14 protein-coding genes and 1 pseudogene are annotated in these 17,326 nt (G+C 72.9%); all 15 read right to left on the bottom strand.

Translation table 11 applies throughout. The features are described 5' to 3' along the window. Positions 1-283: 283 nt before the first annotated feature. Positions 284-976 carry a hypothetical protein gene (locus QEG98_RS00705; protein ID WP_316565362.1) on the bottom strand — a complete coding sequence of 231 codons (693 nt, stop codon included), beginning with the start codon at positions 974-976 and terminating at the stop codon, positions 284-286. Next, positions 892-1,287, bottom strand: a complete 396-nt coding sequence (locus QEG98_RS00710) for a hypothetical protein (RefSeq protein WP_316565363.1) — start codon at positions 1,285-1,287, stop codon at positions 892-894. Before QEG98_RS00710 ends, QEG98_RS00705 begins: the two co-directional genes overlap by 85 nt. Further along, positions 1,206-2,135 (bottom strand): hypothetical protein, encoded by a 930-nt coding sequence (locus QEG98_RS00715; RefSeq protein ID WP_316565364.1) that lies wholly within the window; start codon positions 2,133-2,135, stop codon positions 1,206-1,208. Before QEG98_RS00715 ends, QEG98_RS00710 begins: the two co-directional genes overlap by 82 nt. Continuing rightward, on the bottom strand, positions 2,132-2,620 hold the full coding sequence (locus tag QEG98_RS00720) for a hypothetical protein (protein WP_316565365.1): 489 nt from the start codon (positions 2,618-2,620) through the stop codon (positions 2,132-2,134). Before QEG98_RS00720 ends, QEG98_RS00715 begins: the two co-directional genes overlap by 4 nt. A 26-nt stretch (positions 2,621-2,646) precedes the next feature. Further along, the gene (locus QEG98_RS00725) at positions 2,647-2,949 is read right to left on the bottom strand and encodes a hypothetical protein (RefSeq protein ID WP_316565366.1); all 303 of its coding nucleotides are present in this window, start codon (positions 2,947-2,949) and stop codon (positions 2,647-2,649) included. Beyond that, positions 2,877-6,026, bottom strand: coding sequence for a HEAT repeat domain-containing protein (locus QEG98_RS00730; RefSeq protein ID WP_410477921.1), 3,150 nt, complete (start codon positions 6,024-6,026; stop codon positions 2,877-2,879). Before QEG98_RS00730 ends, QEG98_RS00725 begins: the two co-directional genes overlap by 73 nt. Before the next feature lie 448 nt (positions 6,027-6,474). Next, positions 6,475-7,305, bottom strand: a complete 831-nt coding sequence (locus QEG98_RS41540; RefSeq protein ID WP_410478106.1) for a hypothetical protein — start codon at positions 7,303-7,305, stop codon at positions 6,475-6,477. Positions 7,306-7,453: 148 nt separating this feature from the next. Next, positions 7,454-7,837 (bottom strand): annotated as a pseudogene (locus tag QEG98_RS41545) (HEAT repeat domain-containing protein); the annotation flags it as partial. Beyond that, entirely contained in the window at positions 7,755-8,663 is a 909-nt protein-coding gene (locus tag QEG98_RS00750) for a hypothetical protein (protein WP_316568053.1), read from the bottom strand. The gene QEG98_RS00750 and the pseudogene QEG98_RS41545, both read right to left, overlap by 83 nt. An 85-nt stretch (positions 8,664-8,748) precedes the next feature. Then, on the bottom strand, positions 8,749-9,636 hold the full coding sequence (locus tag QEG98_RS00755; RefSeq protein ID WP_316565368.1) for a JmjC domain-containing protein: 888 nt from the start codon (positions 9,634-9,636) through the stop codon (positions 8,749-8,751). A gap of 15 nt (positions 9,637-9,651) precedes the next feature. Next, positions 9,652-11,388: a hypothetical protein gene (locus QEG98_RS00760; protein WP_316565369.1), complete on the bottom strand. Its 1,737-nt coding sequence runs from the start codon at positions 11,386-11,388 to the stop codon at positions 9,652-9,654. Positions 11,389-12,040: 652 nt separating this feature from the next. Continuing rightward, positions 12,041-12,382 (bottom strand): hypothetical protein, encoded by a 342-nt coding sequence (locus QEG98_RS00765; protein WP_316565370.1) that lies wholly within the window; start codon positions 12,380-12,382, stop codon positions 12,041-12,043. Positions 12,383-12,400: 18 nt separating this feature from the next. Continuing rightward, the gene (locus QEG98_RS00770; RefSeq protein WP_316565371.1) at positions 12,401-13,159 is read right to left on the bottom strand and encodes a phospholipid scramblase-related protein; all 759 of its coding nucleotides are present in this window, start codon (positions 13,157-13,159) and stop codon (positions 12,401-12,403) included. A gap of 144 nt (positions 13,160-13,303) precedes the next feature. Beyond that, a complete protein-coding gene (locus QEG98_RS00775) occupies positions 13,304-16,483 on the bottom strand; it encodes a carboxypeptidase-like regulatory domain-containing protein (protein WP_316565372.1) in 3,180 nt (1,059 codons plus the stop codon). Positions 16,484-16,573: 90 nt separating this feature from the next. Further along, positions 16,574-17,275: a lysophospholipid acyltransferase family protein gene (locus tag QEG98_RS00780; RefSeq protein ID WP_316565373.1), complete on the bottom strand. Its 702-nt coding sequence runs from the start codon at positions 17,273-17,275 to the stop codon at positions 16,574-16,576. Positions 17,276-17,326: the final 51 nt, after the last annotated feature.

Consider the following 17,326-nt stretch of genomic DNA (forward strand, 5'->3'; position numbering starts at 1 on the left):
CCTAGGCACTACGGCCGGGGTGGGTAAACGGCGGTCGCGTCGTTGGCTCCGCTACCCACCCTGGCCGTAGTGCCTAGGAGGGAGAGAGCCAAGAACAGGCTACCTTGCGGAGAGTGTCCTGCATTCCAACCGGAGCGGCGCAACGCCGCTCCCGCGCTCGAGGCGCTCAGGCTGATGCACTCCGGACCTCTCTCGGCTGCTCGCGCGTGAAGCGCACGTCGTCGTCTCTTCGTCGCACCTGTCCTGCCGGCCGCGCGTGGCGGCCGAGCCGTGGTTGAAGGGTTTACACCAATGCCGAGGCCGCGTCGATGTAGCCGTCAGCCGCCAACTTCTCCAGGCGCGCGAAGTACGCTCCGCGCGCTTCCGCATCCGAGTCGAACCAGAGCCGCTGGTGACGCGGCGAGCCCGTGCGCGGGCCCCACTCCACCGCCACCACCTGACCATCCAGGGAAACCCGGTACACCGTCTCCAGGCCGCTCTCCGCGTCGCGCCGCACGTAGGAGCGCGTCTCCGCGCGGATGAGCTTGCGGCCCTCGGGCGTCTGCCGCAGCGCCTCTTCCTCCGCGCGGCGGCGCGCGTAGGCCAGCCGCAGCGCCAGCAGGTGCTCGCAGGGGCCTTCCCTCAGGCCGGAGCGCCGGTGGTGCGGGCACCCGCAGCTGGCGTCCTTCACGCGGCCTTCCAAATCCAACGTGAAGCTGGGGAAGAAGCTGCGCAGGGCCTCGCGGTCCACCACCTCGCCGTGGATGCGGATGCCTTCGCCCACCACGTCGTGCACCTTGGTCAGCTTCACCTCGCCCGCGCCCGGAGCGCCGTCGCCGCCCAGCAGGCGGTGCGCCCGTGCTTCCAGCTCGTTGCCGTAGCGGATGACGGCGGCGTCCACCGGCGTGGGCATCAGCTCGCGCGGACGGTACTGGCCGCGCGCCACGTCGAAGAGGATTCGTCCGCGCAGGCACTCCAGCTGGAGCGCCGCGCGCACGGACTCCTTGGGCGCGCCGGCATTGGCGGCGAGCGTGTCGAAGGGCAGGGGCCTTCGGTCCGCAGCCGGTTGCGAAGCTGCTCCGCCAATCCGTCCGGCACCGCGCGGGGCATCAGCACGTCGAAGGCCGCGGCGGAGGACCAGCCGCTCTCCGTCCAGCCCGTGAGGCCCAGCGTGAGCGTGGCTGCGCCCATGTCGATGACCCAGAACACCGGCAGGCCGGGGCCCATCAGCTGCACCCGCACCGACTTCGCGTGGGGCAGCAGGCGCGCGAGCGCGGCCAGGCGCTGACGGCCGAAGGTGCGCACCACCGCGGGCGCGGTGCCGTTGTACGTGCCGCCGTGGCACTCCAGCACCAGCTCCCACGGCTCCAGCACCAGCCGGGGCGGGGCGCCGGGCACCAGCTCGAAGCGCAGCGCGCGAGGGCCTTCTTCGCCTTGCGAGCGCGCAGGGCGAAGAGGAGGTTGTAGAGGTCGATGGGCGCCAGCTCGCAGGTGCTCGCGGGCAGCGTGGCGGCGGACTGCACCTGGAGGAAGCCGCGCAGCCAGGCGTGGGGCACCTCCACGTTGCGCGGGGCGCGGGCCGGCTGCGAGGCCGGCGTGGCCAGCGCGACGTGCGCCTCCAGGGAGACGGGCACGTAGGTGCGCAGCCGGTCCACGCGGGCGGGCAGCTCCGGCGGCACGTCCAGGAAGGTGGAGCCGTGCGCGGCCTCGCGGCCCTCGAAGAGGCGGTTGTCGAAGGACAGCCGGGCGTAGGCGCTCTCGTCGCGGGAGAAGACCTCCAGGGACACGCTGTCCGGATCCACCGTGAGCAGGGGGTCCAGCACCGCGTCCTGCTTCTTCTCGCCATCCAGCGCGTTGTCCAGGAACGCCTTCTGCGCCTCCCAGATGAGCGCGCTGGCTCGCTTGCCCTGCTTCATCAGGTAGGCGAGGTACGCGGTGCGGTCCTTGCCCCGGTAGCGCAAGTCGCTGGCGAGGATGCCGAAGGTGGCGGCCAGCGCGTCGCGGAAGAGGGCGGCGTCGGTGACGCGGCCGCTCACGCCCACGGTGCCGCGCGAGCCCTCCAGGGCCAGGCGGACGCGGGAGCCGTCCGTGCCGGACTCGACGTCGCTCGCGGTGGCGTAGCGCAGCTCGACGGGGTGTCGGGTGGCGGTCGTCACGACGGGTTCCCTTCCTTCCGGTTCCGGGCGCGCTCAGCGGCCCGGCGTGCACGTTTGTGGGCGCGCCAGGCGGCCTTGCGCAGCTCCACGGTTTGCGACTTGTCGAAGGCGGCCTCGTGCAGCAGCTTCGCCGCGTCGTCTCCGCCCAGGCGGCCCAGCGCGGCCCACGCGTCCTGCCGCGTCTCCGGCTTCGCATCGGTGGCCAGGGACTTCAGGGGCTCCAGCGCGTGGGCGCCCAGCAGCGTCGGCACCGACAGCCGGCGACCCTCGGAGGTGGCCAGCAGCTCCCGTGACGTCCGGGCCCCCATGGGGCCGAAGGCCACCGCGTCGAAGGGCTTCACTTCCAGTGCCCAGGCGGTGGCGCGCTCGGGGGCGAGCTTCGCCAGCGTGTCCGCCGCCGCCGCCCGCACCCGCGCGTCCGGGTCCACCAGCGACTTGCGCAGCGTGTCCGCCGCGGCGGCGCGCTCCTTCTCGTTCGTCAGCACGGCCGCCGGGGCCTGTCCGGTGAGCGTCAGCGTGCCCCCGGCGTGCCCAGCCGGCCCAGGGCGCGCGCGGCCTCCCGGCGCACGGTGCCCGGGGCCGCCGTCTCTCCACCCTGGAGAAGGGTACGCGCGGAGTCGGCCATGCCCGCGGTGCCCAGGCGGGAGCCCGCCCACAGCAGACGCTCCCAGGCGCCTTCCAGCACGGCGCGCCTGGACGGCGCGGCGGAGGTCCAGTCCGTGGCCGTGCGGCGCTCGGCCGTCACCAGCGCGCGGGACAGCGCGGCCAGGTCCACCGTGCCGGGCTCGCGGGCCTCACCCGTCCAGGTGCCCACCAGCAGCGCGGCCTCCTCGCGGGCCTCCGGCTTGTCGTGGCCCAGCAGCGCCACCACTTCCGGCAGGGGCAGGGCGCCCCGGCGTGCGAGCCGCGCCGCAGGCGCAGCCGCAGCGTCACGTTGTCCAGCGTGGCCAGCCGGGGCACCAGCAGCGCCGGGTCGCCTTCGTTGGCGAGGTAGGCCGCGGCGGGCGCGGAGATGTCCGGGTAGCGGCTGGCCACCGCGTGGAACTCCACCCGCGTGCGCTCGGTGGGGAACAGCACGTCGAGCGCCTTGCGCGCCTCCTTGCGCAGCTCCTGCTGGGGCGCGTCCAGCGCGGCGGCCAGGGCCGTCTCCGCCGCGGTGTCCTTGAGCTTCCCCAGCTCCTGGGCCGCGGTGAGCTGCACCGGCAGCGCCGTGCTCGTGTCGCCGAGCAGCGCCTCGATTTTCACCCGGGCGCGCTCCCCGCCGATGGCGCGCAGGCCCTTCACGCCGGCCTGCTGCAGCACCAGCGTGGCGCCCTCCACCGCGGCGGCCTCCACCTTCTCCTCGACGCGGCGGCGCTCCTCGCCGTCCGGCAGCTTCGCGGCGAGCCGGCCCAGGCCCTCGATGGCGGCCGACACCATGCTCGGCTCCACGGGGGCTTCCGCCGTGCCGCCCGCGGCCACCGTCTCCAACTCGGCCAGGGCGCGCGCGTCACCCAGCGTGCCCAGGGCCAGCAGGGCCCGCTCGCGCTGGCCGTCCTCGCCCGCGCGGGCGTACAGCATCAGGGGCCGCAGCGCGCTGGCGCCGCCCTTGAAGGCCACGCCTTCCGCGGCCGGCAGCATCAGGTCGCGCGAGCCGCCGCGCAGCACCGCCTCCAGCGGCTCCGCCGGGGCGCCGTGCTCGATGACGCGCTTCGCGTAGGCCTCCACGGCCGCGCCGCTCACGGTGGGGAAGCGGTCCGTGAAGAGGCTGACCAGCAGCTCCGACTGGCCGGCCTCCGCGCCGTGCTCCAGGTGCCGCAGGGCCTCCAGCCGCACGGCGACGTCGAAGCTCTTCACGGCCTGCCGCAGGAACGACACGGCGAGCTTCACGTCGCGCTTCTTCACGTCGCTGCCGGCCACCGTCATGGCCGCGGTGACACACTCGCCGCGGATGACGCCCTCTGCGTCCGTCTGGCACTGGCGGGCCAGCACCTCCAGCGCCTCGGGCCGGCGCGTGTTGCCCAGGGCCGTCACCAGCCGCTTGCGCTCATGGGAGTCCTGGGCCGCGGGAAGCCGGGCGGCCAGCGCGGCCACCGAGGCGGGCGTGGCCAGCCGGGCCAGGGCCTCCGTGGCGCGCTTCGCGGCGCTCGCATTCTCCGCGCGCAGGAACGTGGCGAGCACCTCCACCGCGCGGTCATCGCCACGCCACGCCAGCAGCTCCGAGGCGCGCAGACGCAGGTCCTCGTGCTCGCTGGCCATGGCGCGTCCCAGCGCCTCGGTGACGCGCGAGTCGTTGGCGCCCGCCAGCCGCTCGATGACGCCCACGCGCAGGTCGGCGTGCTCGCTGCCCAGCGCGGCCAGCAGCGGCTCCAGGCTGCCGGGCGGGCTGAGCTTCTCCAGCAGCTCGAAGGCGTAGCGGCGCACGTCCGTCAGCGGCGAGTTCAGCGCGGCGGTGATGCGCGGCTTCGCGGCGTCACCCCGCGTGGCCAGCTCATCCAGCGCCGCGCGCGCCACGTCCGGCGCCAGCGAGGCCAGGGCCAGCGCCAGCGGCTCATCGCTGCCGGCGGGGAAGAGCTCCTTCAGTCCGGCCAGCGCGGCCTTGCGCACCAGTTGGTGCGGGTCCTCCAGGGCGCGCAGCAGGGCGGCCACGGCGGCGGGCGTGCCGGCGAAACCCTCCAGCGTGAGCTTCACCACGCGGTCCACCGCGTCGCGACGCACGCGGTGGCTCTCATCGTCGCCCGTGGACACCTGCCGCAGCAGGCCGACGTAGGCGCCGAAGGCCAGCCGGCGCAGGTGCTGCCGCTCGGCCTGGGCGGAGGCCTCGGGCGAGGCGGCGTGGGCATCCGTCTTCACGGCGGAGAAGATGCGCCGCAGCCAGTTCTTCGCGGGCGTGGCCTGCACGGGCGAACCGGTGGGTGCCGTCTCCGGCTTCCAGGGCGCATCCAGCGTGCTCGGCCGCGCCACCTTCTTGGCGTGGCGGAAGTACTCCAGCGGCTTGTCGCGCAGCAGCAGCACCTGGGCCGCCGCGTAGCGCTGCTCGGGCTGGAGGCTGGACAGGGCCTCCGCGAGCCCGACGACGTACTTCACGCGCTCCTCTTCGGCCGGCCAGTCCTTCATGTCGGCCACCTTCTCCGGCCGAGGCGGCAGCAGGGCTTCCACCAACTGGGCGCGCGCCGCGTCCGGCTCCGTGCGCAGCTCCAGCGCGCGGGCGGCGGCGTAGCGGACCTCCGGCCTGCCACTGGAGAGGGCGCTGGTGAGCAGGTCGGGCGGCTCGCCCCGGCGGCTGGCGCGCAAATCACGGGCGAGGACGATGGCGAACACCATCTCCTGCACCTCGCGGGCGCGGTCCTCCAGGCCGTGCAGCAGGCCGCCGTCACCGTCCGGGCCCAGGGCCGCGAAGGAGAGGATGGCGCCCAGCCGGATGGGGAGGTGGTCGTGGCGCAGGTTGCCGGTGAGCACCGGCAGGGCGCGCACGTCACCCAGGCGGGACAGGCCGTCCGCGGCCCAGGAGCGCACCGCCACGTTGGCGTGGCCCAGCGCGTCCAGCAGGAAGCCTTCGTCGCCCCGGCGAGCGGCGGTGGCGAGTCCGCGGCCGCCCTGCTCCTGCATGTCACCCAGCTCGTGCGGCAGCAGCACGGTGGCGAAGAAGGTCAGCAGGCGCCGCGAGCCCAGTGACGCCAGGGCCCGCGCGGCGCGGATGCGCAGCGGCACCAGGAAGGCTGGAGGGTAGAGCCGCTCCAGGTCCTTGTCGGTGATGAACGCGCGCATCGGCTCGATGATGTCTTCGGCGCCACGCGGAGCCAGCAGCTCCACCGCGCGCACGCGCACCGGCAGCGGCGCCGCGGAGAGCCCGGCCAGCAGGGGCCCGTTCTCGTTGGGCACCAGCTTGTCCAGGGCCTCCAGCGCGGCCACGGCGACGGGGACTTCCTCGTCCTGGACGCGCTTGAGCAGCGGCGAGCGCAGGGGCTCGATGGGGGCGTGGATGGCGCCCTTCGCGGCGTGCTCCCGCAGCGGCGCGTGCGTGGTGGCGAGCGCCGCCGGTGGGCCTCCGCGTGCTCCTTGCCCACGTGCTTCACCCACGCGTCATACGCGGCGGTGGCCACGCTGGTGTCGCGGTCCTCCACGGCCTTCTTCAGCCGCTCCAGCGCCCAGCCCTCGGCGGCGCGCTGTGCCAGCACCTCCACCGCCCGGTGGCGCAGGTCGGGGAAGCGGCCCGCCAGCGCGCGGTCCAGCGCCTTCTCCGGTGCCTTCTCGTTCCAGGCCCACAGCGTGCGGAAGGCCTCTCCGCGCACCTTGCTGGACTCGTCCTCCAGCGCGTCGCCCAGCAGCGCCTCCGCGCCCGGCGCCGCCGCGCCCAGCTTCACCAGCCGGTCCAGGCCCCGCACGCGCACGTCCTCGTGGCCCGAGCGCAGGGCGGCCTCCGCCGATGCCAGCGGCGCGTCCGCGTCCAGCGCCACCACCGCGTCCAGCGCGGCGGCGCGCACGTCCGCGTTCTCGTCGTCCAGCATCCACACCAGCCGCTCGCGAGCGCGCGCGTCCTGGAGTGCCTGGAGGAGGAGGCAGCCACCCGGCGGATGGCGGCGTCCGGCTCGCGGGAGAGCTGGAGCAGCGCGCCCAGCGCCCGTGCGTCGCCCAGCTGTGCCAGGCCGCGAGCGCCGCGCACGGCCGTGTCCGGCGTGCGGCAGGCCATGGCGGCCAGCAGCGGCTCCAGGTCGCTCTCGGTGATGGCCGCGCCCGTGGTGCCCTGCGCGGGCATCGCATCGCGTGCGGCCTGGAGCTCCGCGTCGGTGATGGGCGGATTGCCCGCGACGCCCTGCGCACGGCGCGCGCGCTGGACCAGCCAGCGGGAGACCTCCTTGGTGCCCCGGCCGAAGTCCTCGTCGCGCGACTCCAGCGCGTGGGACAGCGCCCGGCGCTCCATGACGCGCACGGTGAAGGCCGTGCGGCGAACGCCGGGGTCCGCGTCATCCAGCGCGCGGGCCACCAGGGCCTGCAGCTGCGCGTGGCCGAGCAGCCCGCCCGCCACGGCGCGGATGAGCACCTCCACCTTGAGCTGGGAGGGGCCGCGCTCGAAGGCGGTGCGCAGCGGCTCGGCGCCGTCGCCCGGCATCACCTGGGTGAGCGCGTCCAGCGCGGCCAGGCCGACCGCGCCCTGGTTGTCCGCGAGCTGGCCGGCGATGAGGCCCGGCACCAGCGGGGACGTGCCTCCCAGCTTCGCCAGCAGCTCCAGGCCCAGCACGCGCACTTCCGGGTGCTGCGAGCCCAGCGCGCGCGCGCGGCGCGGACAGCGGGGACTCAGGCTCCAGCGCGACGAGCGCGTCCAGCGCGGCCTTGCGCACCATCGGATGCGAGTCGTCCAGCCGCTCGCGCAGCTTGGGGCGCGCGGCGGTGCGACCCTTGTCCGCCAGCTCGCGCACGGCGAGCCGCCGGACCTCCGCGTCCTTCTCCGAGGCCAGCACCTGGAAGAGGAAGTCCAGCGCCTCCGTCTCCTCCAGCGCGGCGGCCTCGCGCACCGCGGCTTCGCGGCGGGGACGGCCGGCCTTGAGTGACTCCGTCAGCAGGTCGATGCCGTGCTGGGACGTGTCGTGGTCGCCCGCGGGCGAGCCATCCGCCGCGAGGCCGAAGCGGTGCGTGCGGCGGTCATCCCCGCCCGTGAAGACGGAGCCCAGGGACGTCTTCGCCAGCCGCGGATTGGCCGGCGGCACGAAGGCGAGCGCCTGCACGGGCTTGCCCCCGCGTCGAGCGAGCGCGGCTTGCGGCGGACGTCCAGGCGCCAGACCTTGACCTGTCCGTCGCTGCCCGAGGACCACACGCGGTCGCCGGGCTCTTCCTCCCCGGCTTGGCGGTGGGCGTGGGCGGGAAGAGCAGGGCGAGCACCGGGCCGGCATGGCCGGTGTCCTTCTCGCCGCGGACCTCGAACTCCACCGCGCCCACGAGGTACCAGATGCGCAGCTTGCCGTCGTCACCGGCGGACACCAACCGGCCATCGCGCGGCGTGAAGGCGAGCGCGCGCACGGCGCCTTCGTGGCCGGCCATGTCGCGCTGCGCGCCAGTGGCCACGGTGAAGACGCGTACCACGCCGTCGTCACCCGCGCCCGCCGCGTAGGTGCCGGAGGGGTCCACGGCCACCGCGCGCAGGGGCTGGGTGGACGCCTTCCACTCGTGCATCTTGCGCGTGGACTCCCAGTCCCAGGCGCGCACGACGCCGTCCGCGCCCGCGCTGAAGAGGAGCGTGCCATCCGCGCTGGAGGCCAGCGCCGTGACGCCGCCGGGGTGCACGTCGTTGAGCTGGAACTGCACCTGCCCGTCGGACAGCGTGCCGATGCGCACCGTGCCATCCGCGCCGGCCGCGGCCCACTGTCCACCGGACAGGGCGAGCGCGTTCACCGCGGAGGGCAGCTCCGTGCTCCACAGCACCTTGTTGGTGCCCGGCTCGAACGCGGTGAGGCGGCTGGCGGTGGATGCGCGAGCACCGCCCACCAGCAGCAGGCGCGCATTGGCCGCGAGTGCGCGGACCTTCTCGATGTTGCCGATGGCGAGTACGGGCATCACGCTCCTCAGTGGCTGCCCTTCTTAGCACCAGCGCCCTCAATACAAGAGCACGCAGTGAGGGAGTTGGCGGGGCCGCGCGCCGTCAGCGCCCGTTGCCCCGGATTCCCGTGGAGCGCAGATAGAACCGGGCCGTCTGCGCGAGGAAGCGCAGGGGATATCCAGGGTCGGCGAGCTGGCGCTGGAGTTCACCGCCCAGCTCCGACAGCAGCGTCCGGAGCAGCGCCAGCTTGCTCGGGTCATCCAGCGTGGAGGCACGCCCCAGCGAGGGCATCCGCCGCCGCCACACCGGGCTGCTGGCCAGCGCGGCCCTCACCCCGTCGAGGAGGTCCAGGAGCGTGGGCGGCATCAGGCCGATGGAGATGGACAGCGCCTCCTCGGTTGCCTGCGCCATGTGCCAGTGCCCGCCCGGGATGTAGATGAAGTCCCCGGCGCCCAGCGAGTGCGTCTCCACGGGCGTCTTCTCCTGCGCCGCCAGGGAGCCGCTGGGCACGGACTCCGGCAGGGGCACGGGGTGGAGCGTGTTCTCCCGCAGCAGGTAGTCCTTGCGGCCCGCCGTCTGGAGGATGAACACCTCCTCCGGGTCGCAGTGCCAGCCAAAGCCGTGGTGCCCCGCGGGCGTGCAGTAGATGTGCAGGTTGATGCGGCCGTGCAGCTCCGCGCTGAAGGCGCGCGCCAGCTGGGCCAGGTCCGGGTGGTGCAGGTCCGGCTGTCGCAGCGCGAGCGTGTAGCCCTGCGCGAACAGCTCCCGCGCCGCCTTCGCCGTCGTGGGCCTGTCTCCCGGGTAGGGCACGCCCTGGCGCGCGAGCAGCACGTCGCAGGCCGTCTCCTCGACGAGGAAGTCGATGGTCTCCCACGTCCCCAGGCGCTGGAGGCGCTCCGCGGCGGAAGCGCCGGTGAAGGGACGCCGCAGGTAGTGCTCCTGAAGGAAGCGCTCCCGCGGAAAGCCATTCAGCAGTTCATCGAGCAGCATGGGCGTTCAATCTGCTCAGGCGCTTCCGAGTTGCGCATCCGGGTGCGCGGCCCGGAGCTGCACCAGTGAGGCGAGGCAGCTCTGCCATTCCCCCTTGGCCAGCGAGCCGGTGAACTCCTCCAGCACCGGCGCCACCACGCGGGCGAAGGCCGCGTCGTCCAGGCCCAGGTCGCGCACCAGCTCGATGACGCGGCGCTTGGCCACGCTGGCGGACAGGCGCTTCTGCACCTCGCCCTCACGGGCCTCCTTGGCGCGGCCCGGCGGCAGGCCGAAGAGCATCTTCCGCAGGAAGGTGCGCAGCGCGTCCACGTTGGCGAAGCGCTCCGTGCCACTGGCGGCCGGGGCCTCCTTGGCGCCCGCGGGCTTCCACCCCTCCGGGAGGTGCGTGGGCCGGTGCTTCTCCCAGAGGAGCCGCACCGCGAACAGCCCCACCTCGCGGTCCGCGCTCTGCATCAGCCACGCGAGCCGCTCGGCGCCGCCCAGCCGCGCGTAGTGCCGGCGGATGAGCTCCACCGCGACCTCGCGCGTGCTGCGCTTGGTGCTCTCCGTGAGGGAGAACACCTTCACGGGGTCCAGCTCCTCTGGCTGGAGCGTGTGTCGGGCGTCCGCGCCTTCCTCGCCCGCGCGCAGCAGGGCGTCATAGGCCAGGTTGCGGATCTCCTTCGCCTCGGCGTCCGCCAGCTCGTACACGCGCGTGTGCCAGCCCCAGGCGCGCAGCTCCGCGCGGGCAATGGCCAGGGCGAAGCGGCGCACGTCGTCCCGCGAATCGGTGAGCGCGGGCCACAGCAGCTCCGGCGTGTACGCCTTGCGCGGCGCGCGGGGCTTGAGGTTGTAGGACTTCGACTCCGGCTGCTCCGGCCCGATGACGGGGTGGTGGCAGCGCAGGTACGTCTGCGCGAAGGCGCGCACGGGCGCCGGCTGCTTCGCGCCCAGGGCCAGCTCGAAGAGGCGCTCCAGGCCCGCGGCCGCGTCACCCGCGTCGCTGAAGTCCGCGGGGGCCACGTTCTCCAGCAGGTAGCGGTGCGCGAAGCCGTGCAGCTCCGGGTCGGCGCGGCGGGCCAGCGCCAGCAGCCAGGGCACGGTGAGCTGGCGCGCGGTGAACAGCTTGCGGTTGCCCAGCAGGCCCAGGGCCACGCCCCGGTACTTCGCGCTGAAGACGCGCGCCTTCACCTGCTCCACGTCCAGCCCGGGCAGGCTGTCCGCGCGCATGAGCGCCTGGGTCGCCATGTGGCTGATGCGGGGATGGGCGGCCTTCTCCAGCAGCCACTCCGGACCGATGGCCGCGGCCGGGTAGGCCGACAGCGCCCGCATCGCCAGGCCTTCCACGGGGTGGGGCTTCTTCTGCAGCCGCGGGTCGTCCAGCAGCGCCTTCCAGAAGTCCGCGGGCAGCTCGGTGGCGCCGTACTTGGAGCTGATGAAGCCCTTCACCCAGTTGAGCTGCTCACCGGTGCCCAGGTACATATCGCGCAGGAAGTCCGCGGGCAGCTCGGCCCGGTCGAACGACTGCGCCAGCGCGCCCGCGGCGAAGCCCGACGTGGCCTTGTGCTGCAGGAGCCGCCCCAGCAGCGCCACGCCCAGCTCGCGCGGGTTGCGCTTCTCCAGCGTGGCCGCGGCGAAGGACTTCACGTCCGGGGCGCCCTGGGCCACGAGCTCCTCCAGGCGCTCCGCCGGCAGGTCCTGCGCGTGGGCGCGGGCGTACTCGATGGCGTAGGCGCGGGCCTTGGCGCTGGGGGACAGCAGCAGCGCCAGCACCGCCTCGTGCAGGCCGAGCTCGCGCAGCCGGCCCTGGTGGAACTCGGGCGAGCCTGCAGCGTCTCCACCAGGAAGTCGTGCGCGCTGCCCAGCGGCCGGCGGGCGAGCCGGTCCAGCCACGCGGGCGTCACCTTGCGCAGCGCCTCCGGGAAGTCCTTGCGCAGGCCCTGGATGGCGAAGCTGGCGGCGGGGTCCGACTCACACACGTCCAGCAGGCGCATCAGCGCGTCCGGCGAGCGCTTCCACGCGTCCGGGAAGGCGCGGTGCTTCACCATGTCGCCCGGCGGCGGCATGGCGAAGGAGTCCTGCGAGTACTTGCCGCTGCCATGCGCCCAGATGTGGTGGGCCACCCAGACGCCGTACCAGGAGGTGTCCGGCGCGTAGTGGCGCAGCACCTCCACCGCGAACTGCGGGTAGAGCTCCGGCACGGCGGCGCCCAGGTGGCGCAGGTAGCGCCACGCGCGGCGGCGCAGGTAGGTGAGGGTGCCGCCGGAGACTTCCCGGCTGGCGCTGGGGCGGTGGCGCTCCACGTCGAAGCGCCAGGCGAGCACGCCGAACAGCTCCGCGTCGTGGTGGGCCTCCGCCAGCTTGTAGATGCGCTTGAGTCCGCCCCACAGGCCGAAGCGCAGGTCCGCGCGGCGGGCGATGTCCATCAGCGCCGCGCGCGAGGCCTGGGTGCCGCGCTGGTAGAGCGCCACCAGCAGGTCGGCCAGGGCCAGGCGAGGAGGGCGGGGCACGTCCTGCTGCGCCGGTAGCGCTGCCACGCTTCGGAGGAGGCCTGACGCCGCCCGTCCGACTCGTAGTGTGCCCGGGCCTGGGTGAGCGTCCGGAGGAGCGCGTCGAAGGTGAAGGCATCCTTCGGCAGCGGCTTCTCTGGCGTCTGCTCGGGCTGCTCGAGCAGGGCGAGGACGGCATCGGCCAGGTCAGGGGACTCGGCGCGGACCAGCCGCTCCAGGTCTGCCGCGCTCAGCGCATCGCTCGTGGACGTGGACATGGAGGGGGATTTACCACGCTACTTCTTCCAGAACATCAACGCGTCGAACAGGTCCAGCCCCGGGCCCAGGGCGGCGCGGTGGCTGTTGTTCTCGAAGTACGTCAGGTCGATGAGCAGGGCGACGGCCAGCACCAGCTGCCGCAGCCGGAAGTCGGTGCACTGGGGCTGGAAGTCGAGGGTGAAGGTGTCCGCGGCGGAGAAGCTCTCCTGGAGGAAGCCACTCCAGCGTTTGCGGACCACGGCCACTTCCACGTCATTCTGGAAGATACGGAAGGTCCAGGGTCTGAGGAGCGGGCCCTTCACGGTGGCGATGACGGCGCCGCCGGGCGTGACGATGTCCAGGTGGCGTCCCAGCAGGGTGAAGCGCTGCTGGATGCGCGCCATCAGCCGGCCGTCCCAGGCCAGGATGTTCGCCTTCGTGAGGAGGATGCTCCAGGGGCGCTCCACCACGAGCGCCACGATGCCGCCCAGCGTCATGCACTCCATCCGGGCCTTGTAGAAGGGCGAGAAGGTCCGCCGGAGCATGGCGCCGAAGCCACGGGCCTCCTCCTCCACGTAGAGCGCGACGCGGCCCGTATCGTCGCACACCTCGTAGCGGTTGCGCGTCTGGGCGCCGAAGATGATCTCCAGCCCCTCGCGCATCTGCCGCATGCGCAGCGCGGGCGTCTCCATCATCCCCTGCACCGACTGGCGCAGCTCGATGCTCATGTGGCGCGGGTCGCCCGGGAGCCCCTTGCCCGCGCCGGACGGCACCTCGACCTCGGAAAGCGGTTCCAAGGCCGCGCTGGAGGGTGCCTCCGGCTGACGGGGGCGCGGCCACGCCAGTCCAGTTCCAGCTCGGTCGTGTCCGCCAGGGGGCGCTTGTCGCTCATCCGCTTCACTCTAGGCGTGGGCTGGGACAACCGATAATCGCACCCGCGCTCAGGGCAGGGGCCGTGGCGTCACCGGGATGTCCCGCTCCAGCGTCTCCCCCTCCGCGAGGAAGAGCTCCTCCCGGTGGACGGTGAAGCGAGCGGGCTTCCCCTCTTCTTCCAGCAGGACGATGAACGTGTACGCCCCAGCCGGGAGCTGCTCGTACACCAACACGCCCTCCAGGCTCTTCGTGGACGCTCGGATGTCTCCGAAGCGGGCCCGTGTGCGGAGCTCCCGGCCGGACACGGTCGGTGGCAGCGTGCCCGACAGCAACGCCTTGTAGATCCCCACGTCCGGCTTGACGGGAGGCATCCGGATGCCGAGTCGCATCGTGCCGCCACCGGTGGCTTCCGTGAAGGCGAACGTCACCTTCCCCATGGGGGGAACCTTCACGCGCTGCGGAAGGAAGGCCACGCTGCGGCCTTCCGCGTTCTGTCCCATGGACGCCGACAGCGTGTAGGTGCCCGCCGGGACGTTCTGGGCCTGGAACGTCCCCAACGCTTCGTTCACCGAGGCGGAGTAGTCCCTGTCTTCGGCGACGAGCTGCACGACGGCTTCCGCGGGCTTTCCGTCGCGGTCCTTCAGGGTGCCTTCCACCTGCGCGCCCGGATACACCCGCAACTCCAAGGCTTCGTCACCCGTGCCAATCCGATGGCGCAGGATGGGGTGACCCTGGTTCGTCTGGACCAGCACATCCAGCGGGCGCGCTTCCAGCAGTGGGAAGGTGAAAGTGCCATCCGGTTGGGAGACGTCCACGGCCAGCGCGGTGACTTCCTCGAACGCGCCGCCTTCGCCCGGCAGATGGACCTCGACGATGGCGTCCTCGATGGGCTTCGACGTCGCCGCGTCCACCACCCGGCCGCGGACGTTGCGCCCAGCGTCCAACCGCACCTGCCCCAGGTCCAGGTCCTCGGCCGCGGGGACCTGCACCTCGCGCACGGCGCGCGTCAGCCCGGGGGCCTCGAAGGTCAGCCGCTGTGTCCCCACGACGGGGGCGGCGAACCTGAAGCTCCCTCGGGGTCCCGGAAGGGCTCCTGGTTGATGGTGAAGCGGGTGATGGGGGTGCCATTCTCGCGCACCACACGGCCATGGACGTTTCCCTGGCTTCGCAGCACCAGCCGCACGTTGCGAGCTCCCGACTGCGCGAGGACCGCGGGATGCGCGACGCCGGGAGCACGCGGCTCGGTGGCCTCGAACACATACCGGCCCTTCGCCGCGCGCAGCGAGCACTCGCCTTCCGCCAGGTGGTGCAGGGTGAAGTGGCCCTCGTCGTCGCTGGTGGTGACGCTGGGGGAGGTCGTCGCGCTGGCCCGACAGGGATTGCCCCTCCACCGTGGCGTTCGCCACCGGGCGCCCGCGCTCGTCCACGACGATGCCGGACACCGGCGCTCCGGTCTCCAGCCGCAGCGAGGCATTCACGACCTCCGAGCCGTGCACGGTGACGGTACGCGACGCCGCTCGGGGGGCTGGGTGGGTGTTCGTCCCCGCGTGCAGGCGGTACGTGCCCGGGAGCACCCCGGTGATGGAGAAGCGCCCCTCCTCGTCGCTCTCGACAATGTGGGAGTTCCCGGTGTCGCTGTCATCCTCGAGGTGAATCGCCATGTGATGGACGGGGAGGCCCTGGGCGCTCGTGACGGTGCCCTCCACGCGGGCCGTCGCCTCCATCACCACGCGGAGCTCGGGGCTCGGCGCGTCCGCCATCACCCGCGCCTCCAGATGGCCCTGGCTGGTGAAGACGATTTCGTAGCGCCCTGGCTGGGGGGCCGCGAGCTCGAAGCGGCCGTGCTCGTCCGACCTGGTGGCGTCCACGCGCTCGAAGTCTGTCTCGGTGTCGGGTAGCGACTCCCTGTCCAGGTCGATGTCCACATCGGGCACGGGGGTTCCCTGGGCGTCGATGACGATGCCTCGGATGACGTGGGCGCGCGCGAGGGTGAAGTCCAGACGCAGTCCAGGCGCGGCGACTTCGTCACGCAGCGTGCCGAGGTAGCCGGAGGCCAGGACGTTGAAGATGTAGGGCTCCCGCCGCAGCGGGCCCAGCCGGAACCGGCCGTCCGCCATCGTGGTGGCGTAGTCCACGGGAGGGGCCCGTCCCCTGGCCGCGCCAGCGCCCACATGGGCTTCAGGGATGGGGCGCCCGGACTCGTCGCGAACGGTGCCTTCCAGATAGATGAGCGTGCCCAGGTGCACGGTGGTGTCCGCGTCCCCGCCTTCCTCGGTGAGCGTCACCATGGCGAAGCCGTAGGCGCCCTGGTGCTCCGCGCGCACCTCGTAATCACCTGGAGAGAGTGGCTCGAAGGAGAAGCGGCCCTGATCGTCCGTCACGGTGACGGACGACGTGTAGGCCACGTGGACTTCCGCGCCGGCGACGGGCGTGTCCTGGGCAAGCACGCGCCCGGACAGCCGCCGGGGTCGGTGGAGGACGATGGGATTCAGGTCCTCCATCTCCGCGTCTTGAAGGGAGTCTGTCAGCAGGCCGTCGCTGGCGGCGACGACGGTGTAGTCGCCCGGTGGAAGCGGACCGAAGGCGAAGCGGCCATCCGCGCCAGTCCTGGCATCGAAGAAGCGGGAGTGCTCCTGGTGGAAGAGCGTCACGCGGGCTCCGGGCAGCGGCGCGCCGGATTCGACGATGACGCGGCCGGGAAGGAAGAGGCCCGGGTCGAGGACGAGCGTCACGTCCTGCGCGCCGGTGCTGACGTCGAGCGCCAGCGTGGCGTGATGCTCGCCGATGGCCCAGAGCGCCACCGTGCCCTCGGGCAGGCCTTCGAGACGGAACGTTCCTTCCGCCGACGTGACGGCCTGGGCCACCACGGGCGCGCCGCCGTGGCCCACCTCGACGAGGCCCCGCACCTGCTCCTCGGGCGCGCCCATGCAGTCGCCGGAGGACAGCGACAGGTCCGGCGCGCGTGTGTCACAGGGAAGTGCGGACAGGGACTCGCCGGGCATCTCACGCGTGGCGGAGACCTGGATGCCCGCGACGGGGCGGCGCCACGGGTCGAGCACGCGGCCACGGAGCGAGTGGTTGCCTTTCGGCGGGGGCGTGGGGGCGTCGAGCTTTCGAAGCGACGGACCGCGCTGCGCGGTGGGTGGCGGTGGCCGAGCACCCGAGTCGTCCTGGACATGGACGAGCGCCACGGCCAGCGCCAGTGCGAGTCCACCGAGCGCGACCATCACCACCGGCTGTTTGCGCATCGCGTTCCTCGGAGAGCCCCGCCTCGAACCCGGTGGGCATCTTTGCCTGGGTTCTCGAGCCGGTGAAAGGGGCGGGCAGGGAGGGATGCGTCAGGCGCCGGGCGTCAGGGCCTCGATGCGCGCTTTTTCCGAGACGATGAGATTCCGGACGTGGTCACGCAGGGACGCCACATCGGTGAAGGCGCTGGGGTCGACAGGGGGCATGACCTGGACGTGGCAGCGGGCGGTGGTCTCCAGCACCAGGCCGTGCTTGGGCAGGGTGCGCGCGGTGCCGGTGAGGACCACGGGGATGACGGGGCAGCGCTGCTTCAAGGCCAACGCGAAGGCGCCGTCCTTGAAGGGCTTCACGACGCCGTCGGAGGAGCGCGTGCCTTCGGGGAACATGAGGATGGGCACGCCGCGAGACAGCCAGTATTCGCAGTCGGCCAGCATCTTCATGATGCTCACCTTGTCTCCGCGCACCAGGGGGACATAGCGGTTGAGCCGCATGTTCCAGCCGATGAGGGGCAGCTTGAAGTTCGACGCCTTGGAGACCCACTTGAAGGGGCGGTAGAGGCCGAAGAGGACCAGGATGTCGCCGAGCGACTCGTGGTTGGACACGAGCACGGCCGGGCCCCGCCAGGGCAGGTGTTCGCGGCCGTCGATCTCCAGGTGCCAGAGCGGGTTGACGTAGAAGTAGAGCTGCGCCCAGAAGCACGAATACAGGTGCAGGACGCGCCCGTCGCGGTCGAACGGCAACGTGACGAGCCAGACCAGCACGGCGCCCACGAAGAGCACGGCGCTGGAGAGCATCAGGAACGCCCAGAAGACGATGGAGAAGAGGAGTCGAATGGCGCGCAGTGT

Source organism: Myxococcus sp. MxC21-1 (assembly GCF_032612255.1).
In the GTDB taxonomy this organism is placed as follows: domain Bacteria; phylum Myxococcota; class Myxococcia; order Myxococcales; family Myxococcaceae; genus Myxococcus; species Myxococcus virescens.

Coding starts and splice junctions, on each gene's coding strand:
- QEG98_RS00750 (WP_316568053.1), bottom strand. CDS start 8,663: ATGCCCGTACTCGCCATCGGCAACATCGAGAAGGTCCGCGCACTCGCG.
- QEG98_RS00755 (WP_316565368.1), bottom strand. CDS start 9,636: ATGCTGCTCGATGAACTGCTGAATGGCTTTCCGCGGGAGCGCTTCCTT.
- QEG98_RS00765 (WP_316565370.1), bottom strand. CDS start 12,382: ATGTCCACGTCCACGAGCGATGCGCTGAGCGCGGCAGACCTGGAGCGG.
- QEG98_RS00775 (WP_316565372.1), bottom strand. CDS start 16,483: ATGCGCAAACAGCCGGTGGTGATGGTCGCGCTCGGTGGACTCGCACTG.
- QEG98_RS00780 (WP_316565373.1), bottom strand. CDS start 17,275: ATGCTCTCCAGCGCCGTGCTCTTCGTGGGCGCCGTGCTGGTCTGGCTC.